At 56.8% G+C, this 18,586-nt stretch carries 16 protein-coding genes and 2 pseudogenes; 9 read left to right on the top strand and 9 right to left on the bottom strand.

The annotated features are described in order from the left end of the window. Window positions 1-46: 46 nt before the first annotated feature. Together AC57B6_RS24110 and AC57B6_RS24105 are read right to left on the bottom strand one after the other, a co-directional pair. Window positions 47-298, bottom strand: a complete 252-nt coding sequence (locus AC57B6_RS24110) for a hypothetical protein (protein ID WP_025647919.1) — start codon at window positions 296-298, stop codon at window positions 47-49. Next, window positions 298-648, bottom strand: coding sequence for a hypothetical protein (locus tag AC57B6_RS24105; protein WP_496422233.1), 351 nt, complete (start codon window positions 646-648; stop codon window positions 298-300). Before AC57B6_RS24105 ends, AC57B6_RS24110 begins: the two co-directional genes overlap by 1 nt. Before the next feature lie 47 nt (window positions 649-695). Between AC57B6_RS24105 and AC57B6_RS24100 the strand changes: the two genes are divergently transcribed. Next, complete coding sequence (locus AC57B6_RS24100; RefSeq protein ID WP_156034497.1) at window positions 696-860, top strand: hypothetical protein; 165 nt, start codon at window positions 696-698, stop codon at window positions 858-860. A 65-nt stretch (window positions 861-925) separates the two neighbouring features. Here the strand turns inward: AC57B6_RS24100 and AC57B6_RS24095 are convergent, their stop codons facing one another. After that, on the bottom strand, window positions 926-1,294 hold the full coding sequence (locus AC57B6_RS24095; protein WP_025647917.1) for a hypothetical protein: 369 nt from the start codon (window positions 1,292-1,294) through the stop codon (window positions 926-928). A 918-nt stretch (window positions 1,295-2,212) separates the two neighbouring features. Between AC57B6_RS24095 and AC57B6_RS24090 the strand changes: the two genes are divergently transcribed. After that, on the top strand, window positions 2,213-3,544 hold the full coding sequence (locus AC57B6_RS24090; RefSeq protein WP_106356922.1) for an ATP-binding protein: 1,332 nt from the start codon (window positions 2,213-2,215) through the stop codon (window positions 3,542-3,544). On the opposite strand, the gene AC57B6_RS24085 is transcribed toward AC57B6_RS24090, so the two are convergent. Beyond that, entirely contained in the window at window positions 3,545-3,931 is a 387-nt protein-coding gene (locus tag AC57B6_RS24085) for a hypothetical protein (protein WP_146153379.1), read from the bottom strand. It abuts the gene before it with no gap. A 243-nt stretch (window positions 3,932-4,174) separates the two neighbouring features. Next, a complete protein-coding gene (locus AC57B6_RS24080; RefSeq protein WP_496422440.1) occupies window positions 4,175-5,329 on the bottom strand; it encodes a porin in 1,155 nt (384 codons plus the stop codon). Between the two features lie 671 nt (window positions 5,330-6,000). Here AC57B6_RS24080 and AC57B6_RS24075 point away from each other — a divergent pair. The 3 genes from AC57B6_RS24075 to bamA all read left to right on the top strand — a co-directional run bounded on the left by AC57B6_RS24075 (window position 6,001) and on the right by bamA (window position 9,343). Continuing rightward, the gene (locus AC57B6_RS24075; protein ID WP_042273735.1) at window positions 6,001-6,375 is read left to right on the top strand and encodes a hypothetical protein; all 375 of its coding nucleotides are present in this window, start codon (window positions 6,001-6,003) and stop codon (window positions 6,373-6,375) included. Window positions 6,376-6,548: 173 nt separating this feature from the next. Further along, window positions 6,549-6,947, top strand: a complete 399-nt coding sequence (locus tag AC57B6_RS24070) for a hypothetical protein (protein ID WP_028194309.1) — start codon at window positions 6,549-6,551, stop codon at window positions 6,945-6,947. Window positions 6,948-7,033: 86 nt separating this feature from the next. Next, window positions 7,034-9,343 (top strand): outer membrane protein assembly factor BamA, encoded by a 2,310-nt coding sequence (gene bamA / locus AC57B6_RS24065; protein ID WP_474631625.1) that lies wholly within the window; start codon window positions 7,034-7,036, stop codon window positions 9,341-9,343. A gap of 17 nt (window positions 9,344-9,360) precedes the next feature. Here the strand turns inward: bamA and AC57B6_RS24060 are convergent, their stop codons facing one another. Together AC57B6_RS24060 and AC57B6_RS24055 are read right to left on the bottom strand one after the other, a co-directional pair. Next, window positions 9,361-9,687, bottom strand: coding sequence for a hypothetical protein (locus AC57B6_RS24060; protein ID WP_146153378.1), 327 nt, complete (start codon window positions 9,685-9,687; stop codon window positions 9,361-9,363). Between the two features lie 183 nt (window positions 9,688-9,870). Beyond that, a pseudogene (locus AC57B6_RS24055) lies at window positions 9,871-10,548 on the bottom strand (porin); the annotation flags it as partial. 876 nt (window positions 10,549-11,424) lie between these two features. On the opposite strand from AC57B6_RS24055, the gene AC57B6_RS24050 reads away from it, so the two are divergent. Both AC57B6_RS24050 and AC57B6_RS24045 read left to right on the top strand, forming a co-directional pair. Further along, window positions 11,425-12,357 (top strand): LysR family transcriptional regulator, encoded by a 933-nt coding sequence (locus AC57B6_RS24050; RefSeq protein WP_025496333.1) that lies wholly within the window; start codon window positions 11,425-11,427, stop codon window positions 12,355-12,357. Between the two features lie 33 nt (window positions 12,358-12,390). Beyond that, window positions 12,391-13,191 carry a FadR/GntR family transcriptional regulator gene (locus AC57B6_RS24045; protein WP_030099299.1) on the top strand — a complete coding sequence of 267 codons (801 nt, stop codon included), beginning with the start codon at window positions 12,391-12,393 and terminating at the stop codon, window positions 13,189-13,191. A 248-nt stretch (window positions 13,192-13,439) separates the two neighbouring features. On the opposite strand, the pseudogene AC57B6_RS24040 reads toward AC57B6_RS24045, so the two are convergent. Next, window positions 13,440-13,790: pseudogene (locus AC57B6_RS24040) on the bottom strand (sensor histidine kinase); the annotation flags it as partial. A 992-nt stretch (window positions 13,791-14,782) separates the two neighbouring features. On the opposite strand from AC57B6_RS24040, the gene AC57B6_RS24035 reads away from it, so the two are divergent. Both AC57B6_RS24035 and AC57B6_RS24030 read left to right on the top strand, forming a co-directional pair. Then, window positions 14,783-15,064 carry a type II toxin-antitoxin system CcdA family antitoxin gene (locus tag AC57B6_RS24035; protein WP_496422232.1) on the top strand — a complete coding sequence of 94 codons (282 nt, stop codon included), beginning with the start codon at window positions 14,783-14,785 and terminating at the stop codon, window positions 15,062-15,064. Between the two features lie 32 nt (window positions 15,065-15,096). Beyond that, on the top strand, window positions 15,097-15,387 hold the full coding sequence (locus AC57B6_RS24030) for a CcdB family protein (protein WP_496422439.1): 291 nt from the start codon (window positions 15,097-15,099) through the stop codon (window positions 15,385-15,387). Window positions 15,388-15,831: 444 nt separating this feature from the next. Here the strand turns inward: AC57B6_RS24030 and AC57B6_RS24025 are convergent, their stop codons facing one another. Next, window positions 15,832-18,276 (bottom strand): P-loop NTPase fold protein, encoded by a 2,445-nt coding sequence (locus AC57B6_RS24025; protein ID WP_496422231.1) that lies wholly within the window; start codon window positions 18,274-18,276, stop codon window positions 15,832-15,834. Window positions 18,277-18,586: the final 310 nt, after the last annotated feature.

Here is an 18,586-nt window from a genome sequence, read left to right as displayed (position 1 = left end):
GCGGAAACGACTGCCTTTCCGGATCTGGAGCGCACAGCTTCCAGCGTTACCAGAAGGACACTCCGATAGGAAACTGGAACTTCTGATACCGGTCGCCGGCATTCTTGAGCGCCTTGGTCAGATTGTCTTTGTCGAATTCATGCATACCGGCAAAATCAATCGTGGCGATTGCTAGCCGCTCCGCCACCTGTACGATGAATGGCGCAGCCGCATGCGAAAGACGCGTGACGAGCGTATTCACCATGATGGGAGTCAAACTCTTCAACGCGAGCTTAAGGAGCCGCCTTACGATCGTCATCAACTCCGCTCCTGATGAACGTCGTTCTGCACAGCGCCGGCGCCTCGCACCTTCGACACGAGTCTGGACACGGCACTCGCAGCGTAGTCCACCGTTTGATGAACCTCGGCGTAGCCAGTGAATGCGGGCGGTTTCGGCGTCGCGAGAGGCGAGTAGGCGCCTTGAGGCGGCAATCCATGCATATGCCATTCGCAGCCCGCCCAATCGCCTGGCTCGCACAGGGCGACATGATGAAACACATTCTCTGAACCGTACTTTTCGTTACGCAAACCGTTCCTTTCAACAACTGAGATGAAAGAATCTGCTCGAATCAATGCCGCGTAGAATCCTGGAAAGACGACTTTCATCATGATGTGGTCCTGCTACTCAACCGAAGATGAGAAGCAAGATAGACGACATGGAGACTTTATTGGTTACCGGTTGTTTACCCGGTTTTACTCAAGCGCCCGCGATTGCTGATAAGGCCTGGTTCAAGGCCTCAAACGACGTGCCCACTCATAGCGCGCTGTTCCAGCAAGTCATTGCGCGCGGAGAGTATCCGAAAGATAGCGACGCGATTTGACGGCGCGACTGTACAAGTTGAGTACACGCCCATAGGAGTATCTGAAATTCGGAATGGCAAAACGATCAGTTGATCATGGAGCCAGGGACGAAACTGGCCGGTTTTACTGTTAGCGCCGTGCAAAGCCGCTTGACACTCTCCGTTGGCAACGAATAAGCCATCCAACCCACTCCGGGGTGCCGCAGGAGAATGACGAGCCCCAATAGCGGCGAATGTTCGACATACCAGCAGGGGTCCATCTCGAGAGGATAGTTTGACGATCTGACGGGTTCCCGAGGCTGCGGGGGATCAAGACGGCCGCGCAAGGCAATTAACTGTTGAATCAGCTCATCAACAGCGGATGTCTGCAGCAGACAAGACTTATCTGCAATGGTGAAACGGAGCGCTGGTACGTCAGCATGGTCGAAAAGATCCAATGTCATCGATTCGTACACGGTATTTCCCTTATTCAATGAACCTACTCTGCACTGCGTGAGGCTATTCGAACGGACAAGGAGAGCGCATGTAGATGCAGTTCGTCGCATTGAACTGGAGTGGCATTTCGCCGACATGTGCCTATGCGACTAAAAAATATGTCGGCAACCGGGAAGACGCTCACGAAGCAAATCATGACGGACTTTTCGCCCCTAAACGGATAGCTCGGTTCGCCGTCGTGTATCGCGTGTGTATCCACCACCTGTTTCACGTCCGGCAGTCTTCGTGCCGACGTCAATACGCCAAACAACGAACGCCATCTTCACACCGTACGGTCCGCGTGCCGAATACCCTTTCGACCCATGCATCGACGCCAACGAAAGTTCCCTAGCGAAGAGGAGTGTAGAACTCACACGCAACAACACAACCGCTACGGTCGGCGAGAAATACTTATCCATAATATTTGCTCCAGAAGCACGATGAACTCATCGTTACTACGGACAATAGCTGGCGCAATACGCCATTGTGTTACGCGCGGATTACGCCAGGTTACGCCAGATTAACCGGCACCGAGGCGCAGAGGCGGAGGCGCAGGGATCGCCACGATCGACAATTCCGCAAACCAACGTATAGGGGTACTTGCACGGTCTTTCGCCCAAACGAAATTTCCCCGTTAAAGCATTACCCAGACTTACATACCCGCGTTGTCGTAAAAAATCGCAATTTCTCTAAGGATTACTTGAGTTATAAATTCATTCCTGCCGGAGAGTCTTCATGTCATGGTTACTCAGATGCTTGTCGTTGACAACGACGTCGACCTTCGCGAACTGCTGACGTCGACACAGACAGGCTGCACTCCTGAGACCAACCCTCCACCCCGCGCTTCACCCAAACCGTGCGTGGACACAACTACGTACTTGCGCCGGACGACAAACAACATGCGCCAACTGATTGATTCATTGTTTGGACGGCTCGCGTTGCTGGTCGTCGCGGTCCTGTTGCTTTCCCATTTCGCCTGGTACGCGCTGTATCGCCTCGAGGATAATCGGATGCAAACCCACTATGCCGTTGAAGAGGCTGTGTTCCTCGTTAGCGCCGTGCGCCAGCACATCGCTAACACGCCCAATCTGCCGCTGCCATCGTGGGTATTCCTCATCGACCCGTCCAGCAGCGCCGTGCCGTCGATGCAGAGCGATAGATATACGGATATGCCGTTGGCCCGCTTTCTCGATGACGTGCGCACCCGGATGCCGCCGGGCACCCGGGTGCGGGCCGGCAAGCCGCCAGGGTTGTGGTTATGGGTGCTCGAGCCGACCGATCGCAACTGGATCGTGGTGCCGGCATCGCCGTTGGGATTGCCTCACGCGCTTGAAAGGACGGTGCTATGGCTAATTGCCATCTTCACGTCTGCGGTGATCGCGGCACTCTTTGCAGCGTGGCAATTTCAGCAGCCATTGCGCGCGCTCGCCGACGCGGTCGCGCGCTTTGGCCTTGGCCAGCCAGTGTCGCCGGTGCGGGAACGTGGACCGCAAGAATTGCGTCAGTTGATCCATGGCTTTAACCAGATGGTCCAGGAGGCGGCGTGCACGGAAAACGATCGCGGGGTGATGCTCGGGGGTGTCGCGCATGACATAAAGACGCCGCTGGCGCGGCTGCGATTGCGCGCTGAGATGATGGGCGAAGCCAGGGTGCGCGACGGGGTACTGCGTGAGATCGCTTCGATGACGCATATCGTCGAGCAGTTTCTTGTGTTTGCACACGACGACGCCGATAGCAGCGAAGCTGTAGAGGTCGATGCTCAATGCGAGCGGGTGGTGCGCAGTTACCAGATAGTCGCAGATGGTACGCCGGGTGTGCTGACCGACCTGAAGGCAGGCCCCGGCTTCCTGCTGCCGACCGCCACGCTCGACCGCATTCTTGCAAACCTGCTCGACAACGCGCATGCCTACGGTGCACCGCCTGTCGTGGTGGCAACCGCCCGTACTCCGACGGGCTACAGCTTGTCCGTCCAAGACAATGGCAGCGGGATTGCGGCGCAGAATCTGATCAACGCGCGCCGACCGTTCGGGCGCCTCGACCCGGCACGCGGCGGCAACGGCAATAGCGGGCTGGGGCTGGCGATCGTTGAACGGTTGGTGCGGCGCGCGGGTGGAGAATGGGAAATCGACAATTACAGCGGGCGCGGCATGCGAGTACTAATGTGCTTCCAGACTGCTGCTGTCCACACCCTTACTGGAGACGTCGCTCATGACCCATGCGACGGCGCATGACTAGCCCCCGCCGGAGGTGGCCGACGCGCCGCGCATCGTACCGTGGTGCGCACGCTGCTGAATTGCCTCGACTACCTGCCGCTGCCGGTCCGTAAGCAGCGGGTCAATCTCCTTGTGTGTTTCGTCGCTGATAGCGTGTGCTTGTGCGCGACGATCATCGGACGAAAGCGACGTATTCTGATGAAGCGCCTGCTCTTTTCGTTGGTGTTCCACCAGTATCGGCAAAATCCGTTCGCGCTGCTCCTCGGTAAGATCCAGCTCCTTCGTCAGGTGCGCCAGTTCTGAGTCGACATCCATTGATCGGTGGAACTCACCGGAACCCCATTCCCGCGCCTGGTCCGCATCGCCGCCAGCCGTTGAAACTCCAGGCATACCGATCGTTAGCATGCTCGCGAGCACTAATCTTAAAGTTCTGGTTAGCACAATTACAATGCTCCCAATGGCATGGCAACTATCGTTCTCGACGCCATCTTTCCGAAGAAAACATCCTCTTTGTGTCGCAGCATATACTTTTCCCTTGCCGCACCTTTGCCACTGCATCGCGGCCGCCAACACGAGAAGCCAGTCACCTTGTCTTACGCAGGGTGACCGGAACTTCGCGACATTCGGTCGGATTACCCGACCGTCCCGTTAGAACTTATGACGGATCCCAAAGCTGACCATTTCCTGCGAACTCGTCCCCGCAACACCATATGAACCAATGGAAGCCTCTGCGCTGCTCACGGTGCCGTCGCTGTTCAGCTGATTCCCACTTGCGTGTTGCCATGCCCCGACGAGGTACACGTCCGTGCGCTTCGACAAGTTGTAATCTGCGCCCAAGGAAATCTGGTTATACGATGCTCCCGTGTCGCCGCTCGCCCTCGTGTAGCTGTAACCCAACCCCAATAGCAACGCCGGCGTCGCCTGGTAATTCAGGAAAGCCTGCCCGCTGTTGTATTTTTCCGTATCGACAAAGGCGGACTGGGCGTCAGCCTTGTATTGCGAGTTGCTGTAGCTCAAACCGAACGTATACGGACCGGCAACATACTGGGCCGCGACGCGTGCAATATTGATCGACTTAGCCGTGTCGTAGCCGGAGTTGACTGGACCATCGAACGTGCCGTCCGAGGTCGACGACCAGCCGGTACGCGTCGTGGTGGCGCTAGCGTTGTCGGCAACAAAATAACCGGCGGACAGCGAGAGCGGACCGTTGTTATACGCGGCCGCCAACGACCAGGTCTGCCCGGAACCGGTCTTTCCCGCGACACCACCCAGTGCGTAGAGGCCCTCGACCTGCAGCCCACCGAAGACCGGTGAGACGTACTTCAACGCATTGTTGGTGCGGGAACTATTGTCGTAGTTGTCCACGTCGCCAGCGGTCGCGAACGTGCTGCCGGAGTAGTTGTCCTCCGTAATGCCCTGGACCATATCGACTAACGGATCGTACTGGCGCCCTGCCGTAAAGGTGCCGTAGCGGTCGCTTTGCAGGCCGACGTAGGCTTGGCGGCCAAACTCCGAAGTCGTGCCGTTGTAGCTGCCCATTTTGCCGTTGTTTACATTGAAGCCGTCTTCCAACTGGAAAATGGCCTTCAGACCATCGCCCAGATCCTCCGAACCCTTCAGGCCCCAACGACTGCCAGACAGGTTGCCGGAATAGAGCCCCACCTGACTGCTGCCGGTCGGCGTAGCGTTATGGGTGTACTGGATAGATTCATCGATTACCCCGTACAGGGTGACGCTGTTCTGAGCGTAAGCGACGTTGACGGCGGCAACTAGCAGCGCCAAAGTCACAATGGATTTTTTCATTTTTGATTCTCCGAGGATAAACGTTGAATAGCGCAATGCACGCCGCAATCGGATCAACCAGAACATCAGGATCCGCTTACGCGCACATAAAACGTTGCCTTTAATATCCGACTCGTTGACCAACACTCACCGGATGTCGTTATTAGCTCACAACGATTTTCGCGAAGCGTTGGCAACGCGCCACAACGAACTTACCCTTCCTTTCGCGATCCGAAATTAGTAATTCGGATAGCGTCACGATAGAAAGTACAAAACACGATCGACTGATACCTGGTGCGATCGCCGACTGCACGATGGTCCGGATCGCCTTGACGACCTCAATGACGGCAGGCAGCGCTTTGCCTGCATCCTGGTCCAGTTTTTGTCAGCACCAGCGTAGGCGCAGACTTGACGGACCCGTGCAGGCATCCTGACTGCCGGATAAACAATCAATAACTATCCGCCTGAGGCACCGAGCAGTTTCTTCAATTCCAATAACGCGTAAACATATCGAAACACATTTCGTGGCGGCTCGACCTATGCTGGTCTCTCAAACATAAATGCGAAAGCTATATGTCTTGCTAGTCGATGCATGCACAAGGGGCAGGACAAGGAGAAGCGGAGGATTCCCCCGGTTCAACCAGGCCAGACCTCACGTCAGCAGCTAGCTTCCCGTATCCAGAGGTATCCTTATGTACAAACGTCTGTCGGTCGAACCACTTCAAGAATCCGGAACACCCGCGCTCCGCCTTGTCATCGGAAACAATGCGGCTCTGCTCGATGTCAACGAGGTTGATGACCTCATTGCCCACCTGGGCCAAGTCCGCGCGCACATGCTGCCGGCGCCGCCGCCGCAACCGGACCGTTCCAGGCTTTACCCGCTCGAAGCCGACCCGTGCTGGCATGTCGACAGAAGCCCTCTGTTTGACGGCGTCGTCCTTCTGCTAAGACATACAGGATATGGTTGGATCGCGTTTTCACTGCCCCCGCCGAGCGTCTCCAAACTGGACATTGCGCTAACGGCACAGCCTCCCATGCAGCTTGCGATGAACGAGGTGGCAAACTGAACTTCTCTTCGGCCTGGCGAGAGATCCGACACCTTCGGGTTCTCTGGGCCCGGCCGGGAAAGTCCGTTCATATGCTTCACATCGTTCCAGGGAAGAATTAGTAAGCCCCCCCGTAACAACGGACCACATTCGATAGCCTAGACTTTGTCCTCACATTCTCGAGGAGGACTTTCATGTTGCCGCCAGTCGCCTTGGTGATTCACTCTCTGCATACATTCGAACTGACTGACGACGGCCAGTACCTGATGCTAAACGGTGACCAACTGGACAGCATCGCCTTGCATCATTCGGTCATGCATCAACTGTTGGCAGCGGTCTCGAACGCCATCGGCTGGTCGCGGCGAATTCGGCAAAACGAGAATGACATGAGGTTCGCCATGCCGTGCGAGGCATGGGCAATCGGCAAAGACAAGGGCGAGGCGACCCACCTGGTGCTTACGTTTCGGTTGCCCGGCGGTGCCGAACTGTCGTTCCGGATGCACCGCGCCGACGCACGCCAAATGACCGAAGTGCTGTTGCAAGTGACGGGGCTCGCGAAAGTGAATTGCGCTTCGGGCGTCACGTTGCAATAGGTCTTGTCCCCAAATCCGTCGCAACCGGATATCGACCCAAGATGCATCGACGATCCACCTATTGTGTGTCTCTCCTGTGAACCTGCATGAACCTTAAATTACTATCGGCCCGCTGCACCCGGCTGCTGACATTCATCGGCCTGAGTGCGAGCGCGGCCTCGGCCTTTGCGACCGACTCGTTTGTGGTAAGCGACATCCGACTCGAAGGCCTGCAACGCATCGAACCGAACACAGTCTTCTCGTATCTGCCCATCAAACAGGGCAACACTTTTACCGACGACAAAGCGTCTGAGGCGATACGCGCGCTGTACACGACCGGCTTCTTCAACGACGTGAAAATTTCGACGGAAGGCAGCGTCGTTGTCGTGCAGGTGCAGGAGCGTCCCGCGATCGGCACGATTGATTTCGCAGGTATCCACGAATTCGACAAGGACAACCTGACCAAGGCGCTAAACGCCGTCGGGTTGTCGCTGGGTCGGTACTACGACAAGTCGGTCGTCGACCGCGCCCAGCAGGAACTCAAGCGCCAATACCTGATGCGCGGCTACTATGCCGCCGAGGTCACGACCACGGTCACGCCAATCGACCGTGATCGCGTGAGCCTATTGTTCTCTGTGATCGAAGGTCCGAGCGCCAAGATCCGCCAGATCAACTTCATCGGCAACGCCGTGTTTAGCGACAGCGTGCTGCACGACGAAATGCAGGAATCCACGCCGAACTGGTTCTCGTGGTACACGAAAAACGACCTGTACGCAAAGGACAAGCTCACCACCGACCTCGAGAACCTGCGCTCGTACTATCTGAATCGCGGCTACCTCGAGTTTGCGATCGAGTCGACCCAGGTGTCACTGTCGCCCGACAGGAAGGACATGTATCTCACGCTCAGTCTGCACGAGGGTGAGCCGTACACGATTTCGGGCGTCCATCTGGTGGGTAATCTGCTGGACCGCGAGGCCGAACTCAACAAGCTCATCAAGATCAAATCCGGCGACCGCTTTTCCGCGGAGAAGCTGAAGGCATCCACCAAGGCGATCGTCGACAAGCTCGGCGAGTATGGCTACGCGTTCGCCACAGTGAACGCACAACCGCAGATCGATCAGGCACACCATAAGGTCGACCTGACGCTGCAGGTCGACCCGAGCCGCCGAGTGTACGTGCGAAACATCAACATTGTGGGCAACACACGCACCCGCGACGAAGTGGTACGCCGTGAAATGCGCCAGATGGAAAGCTCGTGGTTCGATTCGAACCGGCTGGCGCTGTCGAAGGACCGGATCAACCGTCTGGGCTACTTTACCGACGTCGACGTGACAACGGTGCCGGTCGCGGGCACCTCCGATGAGGTCGACATCGACGTCAAGGTCACAGAAAAGCCGACCGGTTCGATTTCGCTGGGTCTTGGTTACGGCTCCGGCGAAGGTCCGATCATTTCGGCCGGGGTGTCGCAGGACAATGTATTTGGCTCAGGAACCAGTCTGGCACTGAACGTGAATACCTCGTCGACAGGCCGCACGCTCAGCGTCACGCAGACCGACCCGTATTTCACGGTCGATGGGATCAAACGTATCACCGATGTCTACTGGCGCACTTCCTATCCACTCTACAATTTTAACGACACCAGTTTTCGGATCGTCTCCGTGGGCGCGGATCTGAAGCTCGGCATCCCGTTCTCGGAGTCGGATATGGTTTATTTTGGTCTGGGGCTCGAACAGGACCGATTCAATACCGACTCGTCAACCCCCGAGACCTACCTGCAATACGTGCAGAAAATGGGCCGCGTGGAGAACAACGTACCGCTGACAGTCGGCTGGTCGCAGGATGCGCGCGACAGCGCTCTCGTGCCCAGCAAGGGATATTACCTCCAGGCCAATGCAGAGTTGGGCACGCCGGCCGGTGGGACCGAATATTACAAGACTGATACTCAGGCGCAGTACTACTATTCGTTCGCGCGCGGTTTCGTCCTGGGACTGAATTTCCAGGCAGGTTACGGGCAAGGGCTGGCTGGCGATGCATATCCGATCTTCAAGAATTACTTTGCCGGTGGCATTGGCTCAGTCCGCGGTTACGAGGCCGGTTCGCTCGGTCCGCGCGACGTGACTACCAATAACCCGATCGGCGGTTCAAGAATGGTCGTAGGCAACGTAGAAATGACGCTGCCTTTGCCCGGTACAGGCTTCGACCGTACCTTGCGGGTGTTTACCTTCGTCGACGGCGGCAACGTATGGGGAGACGCGGGCAACAGCGCGGGTGCGAACGGCCTGCGGTACAGCTACGGAGCCGGACTGGAATGGATTTCACCCATCGGGCCGCTCAAACTCGACGTCGGCTTCCCGATCGTCAAGCATGCTGGCGACAACTACCAGAAATTCCAGTTTCAAATTGGTACCGCGTTCTAACCACGTATTTAGTACCGTTACTGGAACAAATAGATAAGTCGATTCTCGACATGGCGATGACCCTGCTCGATCAGGTTGCCCGGAAATTTCGAGAACCTGGCTTCCTTCGCATCTTTAGACAACAGACCATTGGAGTTCATTGCGCGCTCGACGTATAGTCCATCGAGCGGGATCGTTTCCGGCGGCAGGGGTCGATGCAGAAACCTCGCAACTGACGTTTGTGCCCGCGCAAGGACAGATGACTTTTCCCGGTGCATTAGTTCACCCACTCGGCTGCTTTGACGAGCGCGTGCTTCACGTATGCCGATCCGCAGATCCCTGCCTTCGCGGCGCGGCTTTCCCATTACCACTTTCGCGCGAAAGGCGAGTTGCGATCACACATTCCGACGATCACTTCAGGTTTGTCATAAAGTGAAGGTGCCATACACTTCAGCATAAGCAACGTCTCCAGGGGACACGGTCACCCAAGACTCGTTTGCCAGGCCGCTATAGCGAGAGGTTTCTGCGCGGGCACCGTCACCATGCATTCACATGGCATCGACCATGCGAACGCCCGGCATCGGATGCCATATCATGGAACTACAAAGTTCAGGATGATGGTCGCCGGGAATGTATCCGCCTGTTGCTCCCGCTTCGGCAACGCGCCCGCCTCTTCGGCGGACGCGTTCGGAGGAGACGCAGGAGTCAGACGCCTTCAGTGAGAACCGCACACGCAGACCCGCCGTCACGGCAATCTGCTCGTTCGAATTCGACGTTGAGAACTCGTTGATTACCGCATGTATGCCGCTGCTTCCTGTGTCACTCACGTGCCGATAGACGCCCCGCAGATAAAGGTCTGTGCGCCTGGATAACGCGTAGTCGGTCTGCAACGTGAACTGGTTCCGTTTCGGCCGACACTATCAATACGGCTGTCGGCAAATGTGTACGCACCAGAGATCGAGACCGCAGAGGTAAACTGGTATCGTCCATTCAACTCGTAGTTCGTGAAGCGTGCGCTATTCGCTGCCAGCGAAAGACGATTTGAAGTACCCGATGCGGACGCACCAATGCCGGTTCGTGGCGAAGTCTCCTGATCTCCTGGAAAAGCCGTACAGTCCGCCAAACTTCAGGCCACCATCGTTGACACTCGAGTACTTGATCGAATTGTTGATACGGAAAGAGTTGTCAAGGTTATCGTTGTCAAACGGGTGTGCTGCCTCGCCGCCCTAGTTTCCTGAAAATTGCTGCTGCCACCCTGATTTTTCGTGTAGGTGAGGCCAGCATCTGGGTGACACTGCTTTGGGCGTGAGCGGTAGCTGCGGAGTGAGCGCGCCGGCTGCACCCAGCGCCATCAACGATCTTTTCATCTGATTCTCCATGATGCAGGAAAGAAATTACGCGTGCAGACAGGCGAAGGTAAACATTCACACATGTCAGCATGCGTCTTATGCCATGGTGCGACGGCATTGAAGATAGAGTTCCAGTCGCACAGCGATTAGAACCGATCAGACGGAAACGAATGTTGGCCCATGGCACTACCAGCTTTACGAATTGTTTCGGGCCGCATCCTCTGAAACAATGACCGGATCGTGAATGCAGTGCCTGGCTTCGCCAGGTTCCCTGCTATTAAAGGACCGGACAGACTCCTGGCTTGACGAAAAGCCCCCGGAAGCGCCAGCCTGAAGTTAGATGAGGCAAGGCGTGGAAGGTCGAGGTAAAACGTTTGAACCTCTGCACGGGGTGTGTTCAATATCCTCAACGGATTACCCGTATCCGGGCCCGACCGGCTTCGAATCAATCAGTGTCTCCAGGCTGACGTTCTCGATGACATTCATATGTTTCCTCCGTAGCGCGCCGCCGGGCGCAGGCGTTGCCTCAACATCGTACTTCGCGGTTGTCGATATAGACAATACCAGTTAACTGTTCACTGGTTTCATGTCAGCCAGATATGCATGATTGTTCACGTCAGCCTGGAAGCGTTTGTTGAAAAACCCCCTTGTTTAGCGAGTATTCCGTATACACACACGCGACCAGAACAGCTAGTCTAGAGGAGCTGAATTGCCGTCGTCCATGCAGGGAAATACATTTCTAATATCGATCACATGAATATCCTATCGGTCGACCTCAATCTCCTGAAGGTGTTCGACGCCATCTACGTCGAACGCAGCGTGAGCCGCGCGGCTGTACGGCTTGACCTCACCCAGCCTTCGGTCAGCCACGGGTTGACGCGCCTGCGTACCTTGTTCGGCGATCCACTGTTCGTCCGTCTGCACGGCGGCGTAGAACCGACCATCGCGGCGATGCGGATCGCGCCGGCGATCCAGCAGGCAATACGCAACCTGCAGACGATGCTCGACGAGGGCTCGCGCTTCGATCCCGCGAACGGCCGACGCACATTCCTGATCCACATGAGCGACTTCGGTGAAGTGGTATTCCTGCCGCTGCTCGTGCGCGAGTTGCAGGCGCGTGCGCCAGGCGTACGTGTCGAGACGTGTCAGCTGGCGGGACTCGAATTGACACAGGCGCTCGAAAGCGGGCAAATCGACTTCGCGATCGGCTACCTGCCTGTGCTCGACGAGCTGTTCCAGTCAGAAGCGCTGTTCGGCGAGGAATACACGATCCTTGCTCCAACGCGGAACAAGGCGGGCGCATCGATAGCGCGTCCACTCGAGGAGCTCGAATTCGTGTCGATCACGTCGCACCCCGAAACGACGAAGATCCTCGTCGAGCACGGGCTGCAGGATCGCGTTCGGCTGTCCGTGCCGCACTTCATGGTGCTGCCGGCGATCTTCGCGCAAACCGGGCTCGCTGCAGTCCTGCCGCGCCGGGTCGGCGGGTTCTTCAAGCAATGGACAGGAAACGATCCGTATCAGGAGATCGTTCTTCCGGGAGCGCGCCACGAGATGAAAATCAACCTGTACTGGTTCAGACGCTATTCGACTGACCCGGGCAACATATGGCTGCGTGATCTGATCGTCGAGCTGTTCAAGCGTCCCTCACCGCAGCGCGGCGCGCAAGCGCGCAAGATCTCGTAACCATATCCATCTACACTCGACACATCGAACAGTATGCCGTCCACCCCAGTCGATCCATCACCGCGACGCACGGAGCGCGGCAACGTCACGCAGCAGGTTTTCGACGATCTCCGCCAGCGGATTCTCGGCAGACAGTTCGCCCTCGGCGACAAGCTGCCGACCGAAAGACAGTTGCTCGAAACGTACAATGTGAGCGTCACGACTGTGCGGGAGGCGATACGCGGACTGGCCAGCGCAGGACTCGTGGAGATCAAGCATGGCAAAGGCGTCTATGTGACCGCACGAGCCGAAGAACTGGTCGCGAACTCACTGTTCTCGATGATCCAGCTCGAGAAGGTCGGAATGGTGCAGGTGCTTGGCGTGCACGGCGCGCTCAATACCTACGCGTCCGAACTCGCCGCGGCGCGTGCGACAACGCAGGAGGTCGACGCGATGCAGCAGGCGCTCGCAGCCATCGATCATGCGGTCACGCCCGAAGACATCGCTGCCGGGCTAACACGGTTTCTCAACGCACTGGTACGAGCGTCCGGCAATCCACTACTCATTGCACTTTGCCAGTTCCTCGCGAGCGTTCAGATCGGACTTGCGAGGGAGATCCAGGGCAAACGGTTTGAAGCGTGGCGCAAGACGGCCGCGCGCCTGTCAAAGGAGCGCCAGCGGATCGTCGATGCGATCCGGATCGGCGACGTGGAAGGCGCGCGCGTCGCCGCGCGCGCCTTCCACGAACGCTCGATCAAGGTGATTACGACATTGCCGAACGCCGACGGTCCCATCGTCTCCGATCTGGCAGTGTCATCGTTTTTCTCAAGGCTATTGCAGCAGATGACCCCATGACGACCTAATCGCCGACATTGTGCGGGTACGCCGGGGACAGGCCGATATATCAATTCACGGCTTGAGCGTTCGCCGGTCACGGCCGTCCCGACGAACGTGGCCCTGGCTACTTCGCGGCCCCCGTTTTTTCAGGCACTGCATATTCCTTACAGGTCACCGCGCTCCCGTCGACTTGCACAGAAAGTGACTCAACAGGTAAATGCCTCAGGCCAAATGATTTGGTATGAATTCCTAATTACCTCATCCGCTCACGAAAACACTAAAGAGACCAGCAGGCCACCACCCACCGCATTGGCGACGGACAGCGTGCCGCCATTGCGGCGCGCCAGTCTTCGGACTATCGCGAGTCCCAGCCCGCAGTGCGCATCGCCGCCGCGAGCGGCGTCAAGACGCACGAACGGTTGCAAGGCGTGGTCAATCTGATCGTCAGGAATGCCAGGGCCATGGTCACGCAGCGTCATCGTCCATTTTCCATGCTGCATGCCAGTCGCGATTTCGACGGGTGGTTCACCATACGTCATCGCGTTTTCCAGCAGATTAGCGAGAATACGATCGAGGTCGACCAATGGCAATCTGAACTGGCCGCCTGCAAGCAGATCGCCGCGTCAATGCCGTCGCGCCTCGCCTCTTCAACCCGAGCCGTGAAAGCCTGATGGCGGCGCTGCCCCTATCACCCGTCTGCGCAGTCCGTGCACGCGCCTTTCGGTCCAGATTGCGAGATCAACACTACCAGCATTCAGCGTGTGATTCGATCGGCGAGCCGACGGATGAAGGGTGACGCGACGACGACAGACAACATCGCAGCCCACGAAAACAGATATGAACGCAGCCCGTGTGACAGAAACGTTCCCGCCGCAAAAAACTGCAAGCTCTAGACTGGAGGATGTCTGCGGAAGATATTGGAACGCGCGGGAGGCCATGCCTGGCGGAAGGCAGCCGACTCCAACAGTTGCCCGCGAAGCGCCGCCAGGTTTGACTCCCACTCTGCCTGACGATGGCCTACCCATCATCCTACCCATACCGCAAGATCAGTAGCCGCGAGACTCCCTGAAAGCTAATTCATTTCCGCGATGCCACGCAGCGATGAGGTTGCAGCGATAACCGATGTTATCGTGGCTGGCACCGGACATCTGAACCTAGCCCAGACGTCGCGCGAGCGACAAATTATGTTATGTCAAGTAGCATGCGGCGGATGGCGTCAGGCTATTTCGACCGTCGTCGGTTTGCATAAAACTGTTCCCGCTTCTTGCAGAATTCTGTTCTAGCCTAGCCGTGACACAAGCGCCACGTAATACCAAAGCTCAACCTCCCCCCACCGCACAAGGTAACGTCAAGCGGGAGTGCGTTCTTCGGAGCTCAAATTCGGCGACGCGTGGGAGGCGTCGGGAAAGTTAAAAAAATCGCCTCAAACGCTCGTCGGAGGGACAATTTTCCGCAAAGCTTCCTGAGGCAAACTTGTTCCCAGCGCCTGTGCGAGCCCCGATTCGACTGGCCGCACGAGGAAACAGATTTATGCAGACCAACTACCGCCGCTCCGTCTAGGCACGGATGTACGATACTATGCGCAAATTTATGCGCATAGGGGCCGCACATGATTTCCGCACAAATTCGGCAGTCTGACGAACCGGCCATATCTCAACCCGCGCGGAAAGCTACGCGCAAACCCACCAACGTGTCGTTGCCAACCGACCTGCTTGACCGCGCGAAACAGTTGGACGTCAACATCTCGCGTGCCAGCGAGCGCGGCCTGCGTGAGGAAGTTCACGGGGCCGAGGCGCGCGCGTGGGCGGCCCAGCACGCGGGCTTCATTGCCGGGCTGAACGCCCGCATCGAGCACGACGGCCTGCCGCTCGAAGAACACCGGATGTTCTGATGGCCCCGTTTTGATCTGTACAACAACCCTTCATCCAGATCCAGGCGAAGTCGTCGTATCTCCTCGATGTGCAGAGCGATCATCTAGGCAGTCTGATATCGCGGGTCGTTATTCCGCTCACACGCGTAGCTGGCAATTACACACCCGGTAAAATCGCACAGGATCTGGCTCCGATCATCGAGATCGGTGGCGAAAAGTTCATACTGGAAACCCCATTCCTCGGCGTTATGAGAACCAGTGAGCTTCGTCCCTCGACCGGAACACTTAAATCCGAACAGAACCGGGTTCTGGCCGCGCTCGATCGTTTGTTCGGCGCTTACTGAGTAGCCCTGACCCGAAATTACACCGGTCATGCCTACTGCGTACATTAACTGCCGGAATTGGGCTGACAATCACCCGTCGCGTTCGGCCGTACTCGACCCAGATGCGTGGAAACCCGATCGAATCACAACACGACGCGTGACCGCTGACCTCAGCGGCGCGTTTCGCTGCCTTTGCGGCCATCACGGCGACAACGAAAAGGTGAACTGTCCACTCGGCGCATCCGCGACGGCAGTTTCAAGTTATATCGACCATCCGCTCGTCAGCTCGGTCGTGGGGACGGGACGTCTTACCCTACCGTCACCATCGCATGCTTTCCGAGGGCCGCACTAGAGTCGGGGCTGAACCATTAATGCCCCCCGCTTTTTGAAAAGTGAGTCACTCTGACCCAAGTTTCGGCCAACTCGCCTCATTAGCTAAGAAGGATACGCAAGTCTCAGGCAGTCTCATATGCCCGTATCCGAGCCGGGGTGGCGCTTGCGTATTTTGCTCATGAAAGAGTCGACGTCTACATGCGCTTCCAACAATTCCTTGGTTGGCAAGGACGTTGGGACGTAGTAGCCATCGATAAAGCGGGACATTTGCACGATGGCCTCCATGGAGCGCGAGCCGTGCACATAGTTCTTTGCGTACAAGAATGCAAGAATCAGGTCTTCGTTGATATTCGCAAATTTCCGCTTCGGATCGATCTTCTGGAATATTTCCTTGGCGTGTTGATCCAGCGCGGAGCGCAGCAGAATGGCACGCCGGAGCAATATCATGCGGCATTCCGATGTATTTTTTAGGCTTGTGCCCTCTGGCGGATTGATGCCCTCGACATCGAGGTGTCCTCTGAGCCGGCTGATGAAATCGGGAAGCTTCGCCTGCTTGGCACGTTCTGAAGGTTCGTCGACCTCCTTGCCATCAGACGCGGATTTAACGTCCAGCGATGCGCCTTTATTGCTGAGCAAGTTCTTGAACTTTGCGAATGATATGCTGGTGCCGCCGGCAAACAGAAAGATCGCCCGTCCGACGCGATAGTCGGCGTCCTTGCCGCGGAATACGCCGTCCTGCATGGGTGCGAGAAAGTATTTGAGCCATCCCAGCGGGTCATTGCCGATATTTGAGTCAAATTCGTCGAACACCACGAGCGGCACCTCGTGCGCTGCCAAGGCACTGTCCTGAACCTTATGGAATGCCTCGGTGAGTTGATCTGGCGAGGAAAACTGGGCGAGATTGAAAATCAACGGTTCAGTCTTTCGGTCCGGGCTGACTCGCTGAATTATCTGCTTCACCGCAAAAGATTTTCCGGACCCAGGCGCGCCGAAGACAGCGATCGAAAGCGGCGTTGTCCACGTCGGCGTCCAGATGTACTTGTCGATTAGCTTCGCGAGGCTGCTGAAGCGTTCGATTTCATCCGGATCGATAAGGGTGAGCTTTCCATATTCTGAATAGGGAACCAAGATTGAAGCCGGTGGCTTAAAATTGATATCCCATTTCGCTTTCGCGTCTTTTTTATCTTTTCGAAACGGCTTCTCAATCCCGTACTGCACGATCTCGATCAATGTTTCGACGAGGTTGTTTTCGATTGCATCCATGCGGCCCCATTTTCGTTCGACTGGCGGATTGACCTTGAACGGGACGGATGCGAGCAGATACTCGTCCTTGCCTTCCTGAAATCCCTCGCAGAGCTTGCCGCGGCGTTTGCCGCTCAGGATGTTCACGTAGCTTTCGAAAGGCGACGCGTCTGGTCCGCCTTGTGCGAAGCCCGCATCGTAGTGATAGTTGTAGGCGGCTACGGCCATGCGCAACGCGCCGGATACGTCGAATTTTTCGTTGACGGCCGACCAGCACAGTTCTCTCACGATACTCGTTACCATCGAGGCGAATTTTCCCGGCACGCGCCCATAGCTCGCGTCATGCGTCTGCGCATACCGGTCGAAGTTTGGCGCGAAAGTGACAGTTCCCTCGTTTGTTTTGAAGTCGATATGCAGTGCGCTGGTTTCCCGGAATACGATAACCAGATGTCGGCATTTTCTCCTGAAGTTGTCGAGATCAAAGCCCTTGCTTTGAATGACCTTCAGCACGTCGTTTGCTGACGATTCGAGCGCGCCGCGCTCCATGATTCGTTCGCCGCACTTGCGCAGTGCGTCGGCTGCCACGATCACGACGGATTTGTCTTGCGACACTTCATGGAAACAGAGGTTGACGACGTCACGGAACCAGGCGAGGGCGGAATCGTTCGCGTGCCTAGGCGCTAGGTGATCGCGGTTGATATCGTGATCGTTGATCGCGAGCACGATGCCGCCTTTGCAGTTCTCAGTCAGTGTGCCAAATCTTCCCTTGGTTTTCTTTTCTTTTTGGATGCTGCCAAGCAATGCGCGAAAGCGTGGATCGTGGTCGTAAAGGACAACGATCTGACGGTCGAGGAATGCAGGGTCATTGAGAGCCCTCTCGTGCTTTTCCAGTGCCGCGCAGGGTGCGAAAAGCAATCTCTCCAGAAAACGATCGTCTTCGTTATTCGACTCATGCGAGTGCTCCGGCGCTTTGGTCGATACATACTCGTGCCGAACGCGTAACCTTTCATCGCCCTGCAGCTTCTTCGCTGCGCCGCGGGGAAAATAGTCCAGAATACTGTGCAGCTCGCCAAAGCCACGATCGGACGTGAGGGTTTTATAGTCCAGCACGAACTCCGGCACGGGGTGCGCAATGATTTCTGGCTTGCTTCTGCGTGGCGGCTCTTCCTCCAGTGACGCCTTGATCATCGCCTCGATGAGCGGCTGGTTGACCTCGCGCACATACGCCATGTAGTGACGTCGCTCCTGCTGCGGAATCAGCATTACATGCCGAACGAGGCTGCCTAACAAGATGATCGGTACGTAGACCGGGGAAAGGGTAGCCTGAGAACTCATGGTTAACTCCTTATTTGCGTTCGTTCCCTACCGAAGCGGTCCACGCGATCACTCCAGTCGATGCGTGGCGGGCGCCTGGATCCCTGTCTAGGCCGATGATCAATCGTCTTATCTATATTGCATGTGTCGGAGATCAGAATCATTGAAATTCTAGGCAACATTTTTTGTTTTGCGAAGACCTTAATGGCCGGCTTTGTCGCAATAGGGGACCTGCTATGCTGAAGTCCCGAGAGCGCCCGATCTGATGGATGAAGCAGAACCTGAATCCGACTGTCGCGAAGGTGCTCAAGCGTCTGCACTATCCGCTCGA

The sequence above is a fragment of the Paraburkholderia sp. BGA-UO-ETr-F12 genome, from assembly GCF_059567945.1.
This window is presented reverse-complemented; position numbering and strand designations above follow the sequence as displayed.

Coding starts and splice junctions, on each gene's coding strand:
- AC57B6_RS24110 (WP_025647919.1), bottom strand. CDS start 298: ATGACGATCGTAAGGCGGCTCCTTAAGCTCGCGTTGAAGAGTTTGACT.
- AC57B6_RS24105 (WP_496422233.1), bottom strand. CDS start 648: ATGATGAAAGTCGTCTTTCCAGGATTCTACGCGGCATTGATTCGAGCA.
- AC57B6_RS24100 (WP_156034497.1), top strand. CDS start 696: ATGGAGACTTTATTGGTTACCGGTTGTTTACCCGGTTTTACTCAAGCG.
- AC57B6_RS24090 (WP_106356922.1), top strand. CDS start 2,213: ATGCGCCAACTGATTGATTCATTGTTTGGACGGCTCGCGTTGCTGGTC.
- AC57B6_RS24085 (WP_146153379.1), bottom strand. CDS start 3,931: ATGCTAACGATCGGTATGCCTGGAGTTTCAACGGCTGGCGGCGATGCG.
- AC57B6_RS24080 (WP_496422440.1), bottom strand. CDS start 5,329: ATGAAAAAATCCATTGTGACTTTGGCGCTGCTAGTTGCCGCCGTCAAC.
- AC57B6_RS24075 (WP_042273735.1), top strand. CDS start 6,001: ATGTACAAACGTCTGTCGGTCGAACCACTTCAAGAATCCGGAACACCC.
- AC57B6_RS24070 (WP_028194309.1), top strand. CDS start 6,549: ATGTTGCCGCCAGTCGCCTTGGTGATTCACTCTCTGCATACATTCGAA.
- bamA (WP_474631625.1), top strand. CDS start 7,034: ATGAACCTTAAATTACTATCGGCCCGCTGCACCCGGCTGCTGACATTC.
- AC57B6_RS24060 (WP_146153378.1), bottom strand. CDS start 9,687: ATGGGAAAGCCGCGCCGCGAAGGCAGGGATCTGCGGATCGGCATACGT.
- AC57B6_RS24050 (WP_025496333.1), top strand. CDS start 11,425: ATGAATATCCTATCGGTCGACCTCAATCTCCTGAAGGTGTTCGACGCC.
- AC57B6_RS24045 (WP_030099299.1), top strand. CDS start 12,391: ATGCCGTCCACCCCAGTCGATCCATCACCGCGACGCACGGAGCGCGGC.
- AC57B6_RS24035 (WP_496422232.1), top strand. CDS start 14,783: ATGATTTCCGCACAAATTCGGCAGTCTGACGAACCGGCCATATCTCAA.
- AC57B6_RS24025 (WP_496422231.1), bottom strand. CDS start 18,276: ATGAGTTCTCAGGCTACCCTTTCCCCGGTCTACGTACCGATCATCTTG.